The organism is Planococcus sp. CPCC 101016 (assembly GCF_007859295.1).
In the GTDB taxonomy this organism is placed as follows: domain Bacteria; phylum Bacillota; class Bacilli; order Bacillales_A; family Planococcaceae; genus Planococcus.
In genome coordinates, this window is sequence record NZ_VOHB01000002.1 from 861,143 (window position 1) to 876,634 (window position 15,492).

A 15,492-nucleotide genomic window follows, 5' to 3' on the forward strand; every position below is an offset into this window, starting at 1 on the left:
TTTTTCTATGGAGAAAATCATAGAGATCCGGACAGAAAAAATGATGAACCATCCAATAACCCAAAACAAAAAAGCCTTAGGCAAACCGGTCATTCGGCTTGTCTAAGGCTTTTGCTTATTTTAATGCATTGCTCATCAGTTCAGCATTTTCTGAGCGTGTAATAGGGTTTAGCGGACGGAATGTGTTGTCTTCTTTGTATCCTTTGACGATATTATTGGAATAGGCAGCTTGGATGGCGTCGTAGTAATAAGCCGTTTTGGAAACGTCTGTGAAGTTGAATTGCTTCGTGCCAGACAGTCCATATGCCGCCTGCATAACCAGTGCCATATCGCCTCGTTTGATTGGATCGTTCGGACGGAATTTGCTGCCGCCCACACCTTTGATAAAGCCAAGCTCATAAGCGCTGTTGATATAGCCAGCTGCATAAGAGTCTTTAGGAACATCACTGAAATAGTGGTTTTTATTGGTCTTGTTCAAGTTTTTAGCGCGTCCAAGCATTGTCACGGCTTCTGCACGCGTAATGGTGGCTTCAGGGCGGTAAGTGCCATCCGGAAAGCCCGTGACGATGCCGCGGTCGAAGATTTTTTTAATCGGTTCGGTGTACCATACGCCATACTTCAAATCCGGGAACAATGCCGCTTTTACCTGCAGGGATTGAACCAGTCCGTTACCGTACGTATTGTCGCGGCCTTTTACTCCAAGGTCCATAGCTGCACGTTTAACCGTTTCACGCAATTGTTTGTTTGAAAGATGCGGATAAGCTTCCATGTATTGTGCAAATGTACCGGCTACAAAAGGAGTGGCGACAGACGTTCCTTCAGAGATCGAATAATCTTCTTGTGTAGCTGTTTTTGAATCAGTAAAGCTGCTTAAGATGTTTTCTCCAGGTGCTACAAGTTCTTGTGAAGCACCGTAGTTCGAGAAGTAGGACAGTCTATTGAGCTGGGAGACTGATCCGACAGCGATGACAGAAGGGAAGCGCGCCGGATACAGCACATCGCTGTACAACCCGCTTTCACGCTCGTTTCCGGAAGCGGCAACGATAAGAATGCCGGCATCATAGGCCTTTTTCGTGATGTTCCGGAGACTTTGATCATCAGTAACGGTCGTTAAGCTCATATTGATAATGTCTACTTTTTGATCGATGGCCCATTGAATGCCTGCCACTACGCCTTCTAAAGTGCCTACGCCTTTAGAGGTCAGCACTTTGACTGAGTAGAGCTGGGCATCCGGAGCCACACCGACTGTGCCGATTGAGTTGTTCAGGGCGCCGATGACGCCTGCCACATGGGTACCGTGTCCGTTGCCATCAGTAAAGGCGCTTGAATTTTCGACTTTGGATATGCCCCCGGCAACTTTCAGGTCAGGGTGTTTCGAATTGATTCCCGAATCAATGATGGCGATTTTCACGCCTTTTCCGGTATAGCCAAGACTTGAAGCGGTATTCGCTTTGACGCTTCGGTAGCCCCAAGTGGTTGTTTGAGCAGCCGCTTTGACCTCCGAGTTTTCTTCTATATATGCAATAGAAGAATCGTTGCTGGCAGCCTGAAACATTGCTTCATTTGGCAAAGTGACAGAAACGGCGGAAATGGCATCGAACTCTTCATGGATTTCGGCGCCCATTTCTTCGAGCAGTTCGTAATCGATTTCTTCTTTAAATGAAATGATCTTGCGTTCCGATTCGTTTTCAGCAGCCGAAGCACTAGTGGCCCACCCACTGAGAAGAATTGCGGAAATTGCTAAAAATGATAACTTCTTCAATAGAATCCCTCCTGCATACAATAAACTTTCCTGTAAGTATACAATAAAAAAACGGACTTAAAAGTCCGTTTTAAAAATTAATTTTTTGCTTTCCAATTGTAATAATCTTCGATTCCTTCAGCAATGGCTGAAGCTGCGCGATCTTTGTAAGTACCAGATGCCAATTTTGCTGCATCATATTGGTTGGTGACAAATCCTAATTCCACTAAAGCAGCTGGAAGCGGGTTCGTGCGGATGACCTGGAAACCGTAGTTCTTAACACCGCGGTTCGGGTGGTCCATCGCTTTGTACAAGCGGTTCTGGATAAAAGTAGCTAATTGTTTGCTGTCGTTGCCGACTGAAGCGGAATAGAATGTTTCAGAACCACTTGCTGCTGGAGTAGCGGCATTCGTGTGGATGCTGACAAATGCATTTGAACCGCTGGCAACGCCTTTATCGACGCGTGCACCTAATGTATGGAAAACATCTGTTGAGCGGGTCATATAAACTTTAATGCCTTTTGCTTTTAATTTTGCTTCTACACGTTTTGATACATCAAGGTTAATGTCTTTTTCGCGTAATCCATTCGCTACTGCGCCAGGATCCGTGCCGCCGTGTCCGGGGTCAAGTGTAATAAAACGATTGTTGGCTGCAACTGGAACAGCTTTTGCCAAGTAGGCTTTATGAACATAGCCAGTCAAGCTGCCGCTCATGCCGTAAACCCAATCACCGTTGTAGCCGTAAATGCGGAAGGGTGCGCCGGTGTTCAGTTTGCCGACAGCTGAATAGCTTGTGCTTGGTCCAGTGCGGACATTCAGGCTATTGACAGTAACCGTCAAGTTATCAACCGCTACATTCTTATACGTTACTTTAAAGTTAGAGTTAAGGGCGCGGGCCAGGAAGATAGCGAATTCCCCGCGGATCAATTTTGAATTTGGAGAATAAGTTCCGGTGCCTGTACCGTTTGAAACACCGGCAGTTGCAATTTTGTTGACTGCAGTATAAAGACTTGCTGAACTAGAGTCGGTTTTAATGTCTGTAAAGAAGACATTGCCGGTTTTAGAGTAGTTGAACGCGCGGCTTAAAAGGAAAGCCATTTCTCCGCGGGTCATTGTATCGTAAGGACGGAACGTGCCGTCTGAATTTCCTGTGATGATTCCTTTATCAACAGCTGATTGAATGTATCCTGAGCTATAACGTTTTGGATCCACATCTGAAAATTTTGTTGTGCGAGGTGTGCTGCCCAAATTCACTGCCCGGCCGATTAAGACAGCGGCTTGCTCGCGAGTTACTGCCTGCTCGGGTCCGAATGATGTCTTAGTAATTCCGTTAATCAGGCCTCTATTCCATAAATACAAAATTTCTTCATCAGATGATGAAACATCTTTGAAAGGATTGCCTGCGGCGGATGCAGATTGTATACCAAAGCTTGAGATCACAAAAACAGCAGCAACTAGAAACAGGATCATTTTCGAAAATACATTTTTCATGAGATTGTCATTTCCTCCTAGTGATTTCTATCTGTAGTGATAATAGCAGATATTTATTCAAATAAATGTCTTTTTTTTATAAATAAGAAAATAGTATGGTTTAAAAGTTGTATTTTTGGATTGTGATTTTAGAGCTAATACTTAGTACCTATAAAAATGTTAAAAATAACAGAGTAGTCCAAAAATTAAACAGAAAAAACGTAAATAATAAAAATATGTCTTTACTTACTTAAGTAGTCTAATGGTACACTCATATAGGACAAGTAATTACTTATCCATTTAAAAATGGTTAAATATAGATATTAAGAAGTATAGTATGCCCAGCTGAAATGTTTTAAAGTTATCATTACATTCGCGGCATCAAATTCTTAGTGTTGTGAACAGTAAAATTTTGTCTAATTTATAAGAGGGGGATTTATTAAGATATGAAAAAATTACTATTTGGTTTTATGGCAATACTGATGGTGTTTTCGGCTTTCACTCCAGAGACTGCAAAAGCAGCAGATGATTTGACCGGTCACACTTATGAGGCTGAAATAAGAGAGTTGATGAAACTGGGGGTCATTACCGGATATAATGATGGAACCATCCGTCCTAATCAACAAGTAACACGCGCTGAATTCGCGAAAATGGTGGTTCAATCCTTTGAACTTGCTCCGCCTGTAGAAAGCGCATCAGTTGAGAACGCTGGGTTTGCTGCGGCAGCAACTGCCGCGACTGTGAACTTCAAGGATGTTCTTCCTGGAGACTGGTTTTACAATTCCATTTCCACTGCTGTAGATGCCGGTATCATAAAAGGCTATCTGGACAATACATTCAGACCGAATGAGCTGATCAACCGTGAACAAATGTCGACTATGGTATCACGGGCACTAAAAGCTAAAGGCATCGTGATCAATGTTTCTGAAACCAAAGCAATGGATTTTATAGATGAAACTGAAATAAGAGCTGAACATAAAGACGACGTTCGTATTCTGTCCCACCTGGGAATCATTACAGGAAATCAAGACAAAACCTTTAAACCGAAAGACGGTTCAACCAGATGGATGGTGGCGATAGTCATGTTGAGAGCGAGAGAGCAAGTTTTCCCGCCAAAAAACTTAGAGTTCCAGGCATCTTCAGTAGCGGCAGATAAGACCACTGTCGTCAAACAGTTTGATACGTTTGATCAAGCGAAAGAATATGCCTTGAAAAATTCAAAGGTTCAGGCTGTTGAACGCAGCAACCAGATTCTTTGGATGAATAAAGGAATTGTTACAACAAATGCCTTTACGGAAATTTATCCGACAGAAAGCCTGAAGGCCGGAAGCAGTACATTCCGTCCTTACGTACCAGCAAACACCGAATTGAAGTTTCTGGACGCGACAGCGACTACGGTCAAAGTGGAACTTGCCGGAAAAGTCGGCTATGTCAGTTCAAAAGTGGTTCGGTTAATTCCGGAAGTGATGCAAAAAGGCCAGTCTTATTATGAAGTATCCGGAGGCAGCCTGGTTCATAAACTCTATAACCACTCCACTGGAAGCTATTCATCGACAGGCATCATCGGCAAAGCGCCAAAAGAATTTGTCAGCGGCATGAGATACTATAGCTGGGACGGTTCTACGTTTACAAACGCATCTGGTGCTAAAGTGGCGGACAGCCATCAATATTTCAACATGTTGCCGCTTCAGTCTGCCACCAACTATACGGCTGCGGAACTGGACAGCTACTTGAAAGATAAATTTCCGTACTATAACCAGACAGCAAACGGCAAGAAATGGACTGTCAGTCCGCTTGTCGGATCCGGTAAGTTCTTTAAGGAAATGGAAAAGACTCACAAGATCAATGCGCTATACCTGATGTCTCACGCTATCCACGAAAGTGGCTGGGGAACCAGTAAAATTGCTCAAGACAAGCGCAATCTATTTGGCTACGGCGCAGTAGACGGTGACGCTTATAACCGTGCATATTCCTATGCTACATTCAGAGAATCGATTGAAGACGCGGCTATCCGCATCAACAAGGGCTACCAAGTTCCGACTGGCGGCTATTACAACGGATCCATTCTTGGGAATAAAGGCATCGGCATGAACGTCCGTTATGCATCGGATGCTTTCTGGGGAGAAAAAATTGCGGGACATATGTTCCGCGCAGATAGTCACCTTGGCAATAAAGACTTGAACAAGCACAAACTTGGCTACACAACGACAGCTCCACTGAATTTCAGAAAAGATGCAAGCACAAACTTTGCTTCCATCTATACATTGAAAACGGCAGGGGTTCCAGTCCTTATCAACAATGAAACAAAAGCGTCCAACGGAGCATTATGGTATGAAGTGGCATCTGAAGACAAAGCCTATACGAAAGCTTATGTCCACGGCGACTACATCAAAATGCTGCCGGTTGCGCAGTAACATAATTTACACAATCTTAATGGAAGAACCCCGTATTCAAGCAGTCATAGCTTGAACACGGGGTTCTTCTTTATGTTATACTAGCCTAAGATATTTTGCCCTAAAGAGGAGATTAACCATGACTTCAAAATTCGTCCACATACTGGGAGTGCCATTCATCAACACATCCCAGACAGATTTTATCAACACTTTGCAAGGCCATGTCGAAAGACAGGAAAAGACATTTGTCGTTACAGCCAACCCGGAAATCGTTATGCATTCCTTAGAAGACGAGCAGTATAAACAGACATTGGCAAAAGCTCAATACATAACAGCCGACGGCATTGGCATCGTCAAAGCGGCTGCAATCGTCGGAAAACCGCTTCCTGAGCGCGTCAGCGGCTACGATTTGATGCTCGACTTGCTTGAAGTGGCAGACAAAAACCACTCCAGCATCTTTTTTCTTGGAGCAGCTGAAGAAGTGCTTCAGGAAACCGTTAAGAAAGCCAAACAGAACTACCCAGGCATCAAAGTTGCCGGAAGCCATAACGGCTTTTTTGACTGGAATGACCATCTGTTGCCGCAGCAGATTAAAAATGCGGCTCCGGACATCGTCTTTGTGGCTCTCGGGTTCCCGAGGCAGGAACAATGGATCGGCGCCCATATTGATGAATTCGATAAAGGAATCTTTATCGGCATCGGCGGCAGTTTTGATGTCTTTTCCGGAACCGTCAAACGCGCACCGGAACTCTGGCAGAAGATGAACCTGGAATGGTTCTACCGGCTGGTCAAACAGCCTTCCAGATGGAAACGCATGCTGGTGCTGCCTAAATTCGCAGCGACTGTGATCGGACGAAAGGCTTTACGCAAGTAATGAAAAATACCTTAATCAAAAGTACATTAATTTTATCAATTGCAGCATTGCTTTCTAAAATACTCGGCAGCTTATTCCGGATTCCGCTTCAAAATATCGCGGGAGATGAAGTGCTGGGAATCTTCACTTTGGTGTATCCGATCTATATGGTCGCGTTGACCTTGTCCGTTGCCGGCATCCCGATTGCCATTTCCAAGCTGATTGCGGAAGCCCGGGCCAAAAACGACCAGCAGCAAGTCAAGAATATCTTTTTTACTTCCGGTATTCTGGCGCTGTTTTTCGGAGTTACAAGCTTTCTGGTCATCTACAGCTTTTCCCACCAAATTGCAGCGGTGCTGGGCGGCGAAACAACGCGCCTTTCCTTGATCGTCGTATCCTGCACCTTGCTGGTCGCACCCTATATGGCTGTATATCGCGGTTATTTTCAAGGACATCAAGACATGACCCCCACTGCGGTGTCTCAAGTCATCGAACAATTTATCCGTGTCGGCCTGATCTTGCTGATCGCCGTGTATATGGTGAATCGCTTCTACAGCGATGAGCAGGTAGCCGGAGGCATCATGATCGGCTCTATCATCGGGGCAATCGGCTCATTTATCTATCTGCGGATTCTCTATAACCGTTCGTCGGTGAGAGTCGACAAGCAATTGCCTTACAAACTGTCGAATTTCAAATCGACGGCTAAGAACATTTTGATGATTTCAATTCCCATCTGCATCGGTGCAATCACAATGGCTTTGTTAAACTTGGTTGATTCCGTTACGATCCCGACAGCACTGAAAATGCACGGGGAAGCTACAGAAGACATCAATTCGCTTTACGGCATCTACGGCAGAGGACTGGCGCTTGTTCAAATCGTTACGGTTTTTGCAAGTTCAGTCATTTTGCCCTTGATTCCATCCATTTCAGCGAAATTGGCACAGAACGACAAGATAGGATCGACTAAATTGATCGAAAGCACTTTTTTCCTGACGTATTTATTATCGGTGCCGGCCGCCGTTGGCTTGGTCGTCCTCACTTTGCCAATCAATCTAGGCCTGTTCACCGATTTGCAGGGAAGTACAGTGCTGGCCATCGTATCGTTCAGTTCGCTGTTCACCTCCTTGACCGTACTCGGTACAGGTGTGTTGCAGGGGATCAATAAAGCCCGTCTCGGTGCCTGGATTATCGTCATCGGAGTTTTGATTAAATTGGTTTTAAATTTTGTCCTGGTCAATTTATACGGTTTGGAAGGCGCAGCCATTTCGACAGCAGTCATCTATTTAATTCTGTTTGTCTTGAATGCTATTGCCATCCGCAAATATACAGGGTTTAACTATTTTCCGAAAAAAACCGGTACAATTATCTTCGCTTCACTTGTCATGGGGGCAGCCATTTGGCTGCCAAGTTACCTATTGGATTTTGAAGAGCTGTCCCGAATGGCAGCTCTATTGTATGTAGGAGCGGCAGTAGCAGCCGGCGGCATCATCTACTTTGTCCTATTGCTGGTGACAAAAGCAGTGGACCAAAGCGTATTGCAGCGCATTCCTGTCATAAATAGATTCATCGCCAAGAAATAACGCCTGCTATCCAGGCCAAACCAAGAAAAGTTAAGGGTGTGTACTTACGTGAAGAAAGTGTTAATCGGAATCCTCCTTGCCGCCTTGCTATTGACCATTCCATCAGTAGTCCAGCGCATACAAATAGAAGAATCGAATAAGAAAATCGAAACCATTGTTCCCTACAAACTGACGACGCCTTGGCTGATCGAAGACCCTGAACTGACGCCGGAAATGATACTGGCGGATTTCAAGAACGCAGGCATCCAAAGTGTCAGCCTTGAACCGGATACCATCAGCTCGTTGGAAAGAAAAGGGTTGATTACTGCTGTCAGTACCTCCCGTATGCGGGAACATCTTTTACTGACGCGGCAAGATTCATTGGAAGATCCTTTTGATCAACCAGGATTATTTATCCATTCAAACGGCTCTTTTAATTTCGAAGAAAGTACAGCAGAACTATTTGAAGAAATATATACCATCACTGTTAGTGGTGTAGAATACGTCTACATTCCAGGAGCAGCAAGCACGATCTTATCGACACCAATCGGCTATGACCCCGAAGTTATTGCATCGATTCTCGATGCCGGCCTGACAGTAGTGCCGCGGCTCAGCAACTATTCGGACGAAGCTCAACTTGAACGGATGATCGATGAACTTCTTTCTATTAAACAATCCGGCATCAACAAAGTGCTGTTTAACGGTGTTGCTGTTCCAGCGGCTTCCGATCCAGTTCGGCTGAAGGAGTTCGGCGCCCAGCTGAAAAATGCAGGCTACGGCTTGATGAGCATCGAGTTTGCCAATCAACAAGGGTTAAATCAACTCGCTTATGTCAATGACCTGAACCTGGTGCGTCTCCATAGCCTGGCTGTTGCTGACGGCAATATCGGAGAAAGTGCAGAAAAAATTGTCCGTGCTGCAAAAGAACGCAATATGCGGGCATTTTTCCTCAACGTAACCCCGGGGGAATATGAAGAGGCATTGCCTGTCCTACAAGAGCTTCAAGCGGAAGTAAATGAAACTCTGCCAGACAGTTTTGTTCGAGGAGAATCGCGTACTTTTGAAAGTTATAGCGTGCCGTTATGGCAAACCATCGTAGCATTGCTCGGTTCTATCGCCTTTCTGACACTGGCGGCCCAATCAGTCTTTAAAAATAAAAAACTGACACTCGCTGCTTTAATCGGTTCGACCGTGTTTGCCCTTATTTATCTAGTGACCGGACAAAGCATGGTACTCAAGGCGTTCGGTTTGGCCATCGCCATCACCACGCCAATCTGGGCAGTCTTATTGAAGAAACAACCGGAGAAAAAATGGTACCTGATCAGATCTTACGTACAGGCTCTTGGCATTTCAGCCATCGGCATATGGCTGATCGTCGTCTTGCTGAACGGCAATCAATACTTGCTCGGCATCGACTTGTTCCGAGGGGTATCATTAATCTATATCGTTCCGATTGCGTTTATTACACTTTATGCAGTCTGGGGGAATATCAAAAATCTTTTGAACATGCATGTGATTTACTGGCATGTGGTGGTCATTGCCGTAATAGCGGGCATCGCTTTGTATTACTACAGCCGTACAGGGAATGCTGGGGAAGTATCTTCAATTGAGCTTCAAGTCAGATCATTACTGGAACAAATTCTATATGTAAGACCAAGAACAAAAGAATTCCTGATCGGCTTTCCATTATTCATCTTGGCGCTCCATGTAGCGAAAAGTTATCCGAAAGCATACTACTTCTTGCTTATTCCAGGAGTCATCGGGTTTCTGTCCTTAGTGAATACATTTACTCATCTTCACATTCCGCTATTGATTTCATTGCTTAGAAGTGGTTATAGTATAGTTTTCGGGTTTATAATAGGACTTGTCCTAATCTGGCTATATGAAAAAGTATGGAAGAAAATGGCCAATATCATCAGAATGAGGTGGCAGGAGTGAGAGTTGTTTTATCAGGATATTATGGTTTTGACAATGTTGGAGATGAAGCAATTCTCTACGCCATTATCCATTCCCTAAGAGAGTATTACCCAGGAATCGAAATTTACGTTCTATCAAATAAGCCGGAAAAAACGGCTGAAACCTACCGTGTCAAAGCCATCAACAGATGGAGTTTGAAAGAAGTGCGTGCAGCGATCAAATCTTCGGATGGTTTAATCAGCGGAGGCGGCAGTTTGCTGCAGGATGAAACCGGACGGAAAAGCATCCCTTATTACGCAGGTGTCATGAAGATTGCCCAGCAATTGAAAAAGCCTGTATTCGTCTATGCGCAGGGAATGGGGCCCATCAACAGCAAAGTCAATCAAATGATCGTCAAGCATGTATTGAACGCAGTGACCCTATTGACGGTGCGCGATCAGCAGTCTAAACAGCTTTTGGAGAAAATCGGCGTTCGTTCTCAAATTGACCTGGTGCCGGATCCAGTGATGGGCCTCGATGCCAGCGATTTTCACAGCAGCTGGCTCCAGCAGCAGAACTTCCAGAACAAAGTCATCAGCGTATCGGTCCGTGACTGGGCCAACGACGTTTATGCCTTCCATGAAATCGCAGCTGGACTTGATCAATTAGTAAATAAAGGGTACGAAATCGTCTTTGTTCCGATGCACGGCAAACACGATTTCAAAACCTCCCAACAAGTTGAAGAGATGATGAAAACCAAGGCATATGTTGCACCACACGACAGCACAATCCAAGAGAAAATGGCCATTATCAAAGAGTCAGATGTTCTGTTTGGCATGCGCCTGCACGCCTTGATCTTTGCAGCTGTCGGCTATACGCCTTTTGTAGCTTTGTCATACGATCCGAAAATCGACTCTTTCGCAGAAATCGTCGGCCAACCCGTTCTCGGCCACGTCGAGACGAAAGATTGGGACCAAGCCGATTTGGTGAAAGCCATCGAGAATATCTTTACCGACTATCCGAATGAGATGGAAAAAATAAAAAAAGAGGTCACACCTCTCCAGAAAAGCGCCAACGAAACAGCTCGCGCAGTCATCAATTCCATTGAATCTTCATCTGCCAGCCCAGCACCACTGGCATACTCAGCAAAACCAAAAGAAAAAATCCGCTAATCAAACAGGCTGTCTAAAAGGGTACCCACCTTTTAGACAGCCTGTTTTTATATTAAAGAGCAAGGAACTTATGAGAAGGTGAAAAAATCAATCGAAGAGCAAGGAGAACGTTAAACCTTCAGTTAAATTAGTCGCCGCCTTTCGCTCTTTCTTTTGAATAATGATATATAAAAATTCATATCAACAAAGGAAGCGTGAAATCATTCTACAGAAAACAAAACATTTTGCACAGCCTCCTTTACACTAAGCGAAGGCGCGTGCCCCATCGCGCCAAGCAATTCCAAAACCGACTTACCTTACCTACCAGACACAAGTAGGAATACTCTTTAACTAACCCAACACCCAGCTGAGCTGCGTCAACGGAGGGGACGGAGCCGTAAGACTGGCAAGCGAAGCGCAAGCCTGGCTTATGGCGGGAGTCCCCTCCAAAGCAGGCGAAGCGCTTGTAAAACCACACGAAAACTACTTCGTTATTTCCAGCGAAGGCGCGTGCTCCACCGCCGCCAAGCGATTCCAGAACCGCCTCTAAGTATCAAGAAACACAAGTATAAACTCTAACTACTAACCCAACACCCAGCTGAGCTGCGTCAACGGAGGGGACGGAGCCGTAAGACTGGCAAGCGAAGGGCAGTCTGCCTTATGGCGGGAGTCCTCTCCAAAGCAGGCGAAGCGCTTATAGAACCCCCAAAAAACTACTTCATTACAAAAAAATACAAAATCAAAAAAAAGACACCCCTCAAAAGGGATGCCTCTCACTTGCTATACTTTTGCTTCTTCTGTCTCTTTCGCTTTCCGGGCTTTATTCCACACCCGGTTGCCTTGGCCGAAGAAAATCCAGCTATGCGGCACAAACTCGAAGAACAGGCGGACGACCAGCCAACTGCTGAAGAACGTAATCAACAGCGTGATCAGCTGCCATGTATGGAAGATGATCGGTTCGCCGCTTGATACCAGCGCTCTTAAAATCATTAGGAAAAATGGATGGATCAAGTACATGCCGAACGACACAGCTCCAATTTCAAACATGAATTTTTTAATGCGCGGCAGATTCCAGGTCTCCAGGAAATGGACGAAAATGAAAATCACCGCGGCTGCCAGGAGGGCATGCATGCTCCAGCCAAACTCGATCCATTTGCTGTTGCCCGTCCATTGGTCGGTTCGGATATCATAATAGATGCCGACATAGAAATAAATCATATAGAGATACGCCGCCACAATCAATGCAATGACAGGCCATACCTTCCGCCAATTGCCAATCCAAGCGGCGACTTTTTCATAATAGATGCCAAGGAAGGCGCCAAAGAAATAGAACATGATATACGTCAAAGCCACAGAAGCTTTAGATGGCACCTGCAAATAAGCAGAATTCAACAGCACCCAAGACCATTGGATAACAAAGCCGAGCGGAATCGCGTATCTTCGAATAAAGGCAAACTTTTTGAACAGGTATAAAAGGAACGGAAACATCAGGTAGAACTGCACACTGACAAAGACAAAATACAGATGAGTATGTGCTTTGCCTGTTGCCAGGGCCCCCATAAAATTCTCAAACAACATGGGAATGTCCGCAAAATTGTTGTTCAGATAGGCCTTAAGAAAAAAATAGAAAGCAGAAAAGACGATATAGGGAACCAAAATGTACAGGAGGCGTTTCTTATAGAATTTCTGCAGCAATTGAACCGTCAGATCCCGGTGGTAATATGTATAAAAGAGCACAAAGCTGCTCAGGAAAATAAAGACAGGTGTTCCGATTTTCCCGGCAATATTAAAGAAATTATAAATGATGAAGGGGAAGGAGTCCGTATTAGTTGAAACGGCGCCGGTGGAAGACGAATGCACCGCAAATACTCCAAAGAGGGCAAGAACCCGAGCGTATTGAACCTCATTCAAATGCTTTCTGTTTAGTGGATTCATAATTCACCGTTCTTTCTGCATAATATGAGCTGTTTTAAAAAAGCACCATTACTATGGTACCATGTTTCTCGACACTATAGCTTAACGGAATGCATACATTATTTTTTCGTAAAGTTTGTAAAGAGAATGTGATGAAATTGCTTTAGTTATAATTTTGCTATTGTTGAAAAAATTTCGACATGCTACACTGAAAATGAATGAGGTCGCTCGGAAAATGGATGTTTTTCCTGAATTTGCACTTCCATTTAACTAGGTCATAATATCCATGCAGTTTTTGGGCGCGACGGTTCAAAAAAATTAAAGGATGGTGTCGGATGAAAGGAAAAATGTTTAAATCAGCAGTTGCGGTTGCGTTAACTGCAAGTGTAGTGGGTGCTCAGTCGCCTGCAACAGCAGAAGCAGCAGAAGGGGATTTTGAACTGACGATCATGCACACGAACGATACGCATGCGAATTTGGACAAAATTGCAAACCGCGCAACACTCGTGAAGCAGATTCGCGCAGAAAAACCGAATAATTTATTGCTTGATGCAGGGGATGTTTTTTCTGGAACGCTGTACTTCAATACGTTTGAAGGGCAGGCGGATTTGCCATTCATGAATTTGATGAAATATGATGCCATGACTTTCGGGAACCATGAATTTGATTTAGGATCAAGCGAACGCGGCCATCAGTCTCTTGCTGATTTTGTTGAAGGTGCAGAATTTCCATTCGTCGCAGCAAACGTCGATTTTGCCGGTGATGAGATTATGGCTGGCTACCAAAACAAAGTTTATACAGCCGATTACAATAACGGCGAAATCTACAATGGTGTGATCAAGGAAATTGACGGCGAAAAAGTCGGGATTTTCGGATTGACTACGGCAGAAACAGCTTCTATTTCAAGTCCGGGAGAAATCACTTTCTCCAATTATATCGAAGCAGCACAGGAAGCCGTTGAAGCATTTGAAGCAGAAGGCATCAACAAAATCGTTGCGTTGACGCATATCGGCTTTGACGATTCAGCTGAATTCGATAACGATCGCTTGCTTGCAGAAGCGGTTGAAGGCATTGACGTTATTGTCGGGGGGCACACCCATGCAAAACTGGAAACACCATTTGTCTTTGATGGAAACACAGACCCGACAGTGATCGTACAGGCAAACGAATACAATAAATTCCTGGGTCAATTGGATGTAACATTCAACGCAGAAGGCGTCATCACTTCGCATACAGGTAAATTGCATGACGTCAACGCAGAAGGCATCGTTGCAGATGCAGAAGCTGCTGAACTTCTTGCACCATATGCAGCAGATGTTGAAGAAGTGAAGAACCAGTCAACGGGCGCTACCGCTGAAGTCTTTCTGAATGGCGGACGCAATGAAGGTGGGGTCCGTACTTCTGAAACAAATCTTGGCAACTTGATTACTGACGGCATGCTTGCGACAGCAAAAACAATTGATCCAAACACAGTCATTGCTGTTCAAAACGGCGGCGGTATTCGTGCATCGATCAACGTTGGCGATATCACAGTTGGAGAAGTTTTGACAACTATGCCATTCGGCAACGCATTGGCGATTATGAACTTGACAGGTGCCGAGCTGAAGACAGCACTTGAACACAGCGTTCGTCAGTTCCCGGCTGAAAACGGCGGTTTCCTGCACGTTTCAGGATTGGAATTCTCGTTTGATCAGTCAAAACCGGCAGGATCACGCGTGACATCGGTCAATGTGGTAACGGGCAATGTCCGTGCGGCACTTGAGGAAAACAGAACGTACAAAGTGGCTACCAACACATTCACAGCTAAAGGCGGCGACGGGTTTACATCATTCGAAGCAGCTTATAAAGATGGCCGTGTCAGTGAGCCTGGAAACATCGACTATCAAATGTTCATCGACTACATTGCTTCATTGGAAACTGTAAAACCAGAACTTGAAAACCGCATCAACCCAACGATTCCATTCAAAGACATGACCATGAATCGCTGGTCGTATCCGTATGTGAAAGATGCTTTCCACAGAGGCTTGATCAACGGGACAGCGCTGGATACTTTCTCACCAACACGTGAATTGACGCGCTGGGAAGCTGCGACACTTATCTATCGCTTAATGGGTCTGGAATCTGCTGAAGCTTCAGCTTCGCCATTTACTGATATTTCGGATCTTCCAACAGCTCGCCAGCAAGAAATCAATGCTGTATTTGCTGAAGGCTATATCACAGGGAAGACAGCAACGAAATTCAACCCGAGAGAAAAAATCTCCCGTGCGCATTTTGCCTTGCTGTTGAACCGCGTCTATGAAAAAGTGAACGGCGATTACACAGTTGACGAATACGCTAAGTATTCCGATTATGGCAAACACACTGCTGAAACAAAAGAAGCCATCACGCTTTTAGATGATCTTGGAATTGTCGAAGGCTACAACGGCAAATTCATGCCGTCTAAATTCACATCACGTGAAGAAACGGCTAAGATGCTTTCATTGTTTGCACCGCATACAACGAAATAAGTATGACCT

9 protein-coding genes are annotated in these 15,492 nt (G+C 44.8%); 6 read left to right on the plus strand and 3 right to left on the minus strand.

Going from position 1 to position 15,492, the window contains the following annotated elements; all coding sequences use genetic code 11:
• Positions 1-115 precede the first annotated feature (115 nt).
• The gene (locus FQV26_RS04115; RefSeq protein WP_146556094.1) at positions 116-1,762 is read right to left on the minus strand and encodes a S8 family peptidase; all 1,647 of its coding nucleotides are present in this window, start codon (positions 1,760-1,762) and stop codon (positions 116-118) included.
• Between the two features lie 77 nt (positions 1,763-1,839).
• Positions 1,840-3,231, minus strand: a complete 1,392-nt coding sequence (locus tag FQV26_RS04120; protein ID WP_146556095.1) for an N-acetylmuramoyl-L-alanine amidase — start codon at positions 3,229-3,231, stop codon at positions 1,840-1,842.
• A 425-nt stretch (positions 3,232-3,656) separates the two neighbouring features.
• Between FQV26_RS04120 and FQV26_RS04125 the strand changes: the two genes are divergently transcribed.
• From FQV26_RS04125 to csaB, 5 genes are all read left to right on the plus strand, one after another.
• Positions 3,657-5,624, plus strand: coding sequence for an S-layer homology domain-containing protein (locus FQV26_RS04125; RefSeq protein ID WP_146556096.1), 1,968 nt, complete (start codon positions 3,657-3,659; stop codon positions 5,622-5,624).
• A 118-nt stretch (positions 5,625-5,742) separates the two neighbouring features.
• Complete coding sequence (locus FQV26_RS04130; RefSeq protein WP_146556097.1) at positions 5,743-6,477, plus strand: WecB/TagA/CpsF family glycosyltransferase; 735 nt, start codon at positions 5,743-5,745, stop codon at positions 6,475-6,477.
• Positions 6,477-8,036: a putative polysaccharide biosynthesis protein gene (locus FQV26_RS04135; protein WP_146556098.1), complete on the plus strand. Its 1,560-nt coding sequence runs from the start codon at positions 6,477-6,479 to the stop codon at positions 8,034-8,036. Before FQV26_RS04130 ends, FQV26_RS04135 begins: the two co-directional genes overlap by 1 nt.
• A 48-nt stretch (positions 8,037-8,084) precedes the next feature.
• Positions 8,085-9,953, plus strand: a complete 1,869-nt coding sequence (locus FQV26_RS04140) for a DUF5693 family protein (RefSeq protein ID WP_146556099.1) — start codon at positions 8,085-8,087, stop codon at positions 9,951-9,953.
• On the plus strand, positions 9,950-11,083 hold the full coding sequence (csaB, locus tag FQV26_RS04145) for a polysaccharide pyruvyl transferase CsaB (protein ID WP_146556100.1): 1,134 nt from the start codon (positions 9,950-9,952) through the stop codon (positions 11,081-11,083). The genes FQV26_RS04140 and csaB overlap by 4 nt, the downstream gene beginning before the upstream one ends.
• Before the next feature lie 759 nt (positions 11,084-11,842).
• On the opposite strand, the gene FQV26_RS04150 is transcribed toward csaB, so the two are convergent.
• Positions 11,843-12,997: an acyltransferase gene (locus FQV26_RS04150; RefSeq protein WP_146556101.1), complete on the minus strand. Its 1,155-nt coding sequence runs from the start codon at positions 12,995-12,997 to the stop codon at positions 11,843-11,845.
• Positions 12,998-13,311: 314 nt separating this feature from the next.
• On the opposite strand from FQV26_RS04150, the gene FQV26_RS04155 reads away from it, so the two are divergent.
• Positions 13,312-15,483: a 5'-nucleotidase C-terminal domain-containing protein gene (locus FQV26_RS04155; RefSeq protein WP_146556102.1), complete on the plus strand. Its 2,172-nt coding sequence runs from the start codon at positions 13,312-13,314 to the stop codon at positions 15,481-15,483.
• Positions 15,484-15,492 lie beyond the last annotated feature (9 nt).

What these genes read in the sequence shown, in the direction of transcription:
- FQV26_RS04150 (WP_146556101.1), bottom strand. Translation starts at nt 12,997, where the DNA reads ATGAATCCACTAAACAGAAAGCATTTGAATGAGGTTCAATACGCTCGG.
- FQV26_RS04135 (WP_146556098.1), top strand. Translation starts at nt 6,477, where the DNA reads ATGAAAAATACCTTAATCAAAAGTACATTAATTTTATCAATTGCAGCA.
- FQV26_RS04125 (WP_146556096.1), top strand. Translation starts at nt 3,657, where the DNA reads ATGAAAAAATTACTATTTGGTTTTATGGCAATACTGATGGTGTTTTCG.
- FQV26_RS04155 (WP_146556102.1), top strand. Translation starts at nt 13,312, where the DNA reads ATGAAAGGAAAAATGTTTAAATCAGCAGTTGCGGTTGCGTTAACTGCA.
- FQV26_RS04130 (WP_146556097.1), top strand. Translation starts at nt 5,743, where the DNA reads ATGACTTCAAAATTCGTCCACATACTGGGAGTGCCATTCATCAACACA.
- FQV26_RS04120 (WP_146556095.1), bottom strand. Translation starts at nt 3,231, where the DNA reads ATGAAAAATGTATTTTCGAAAATGATCCTGTTTCTAGTTGCTGCTGTT.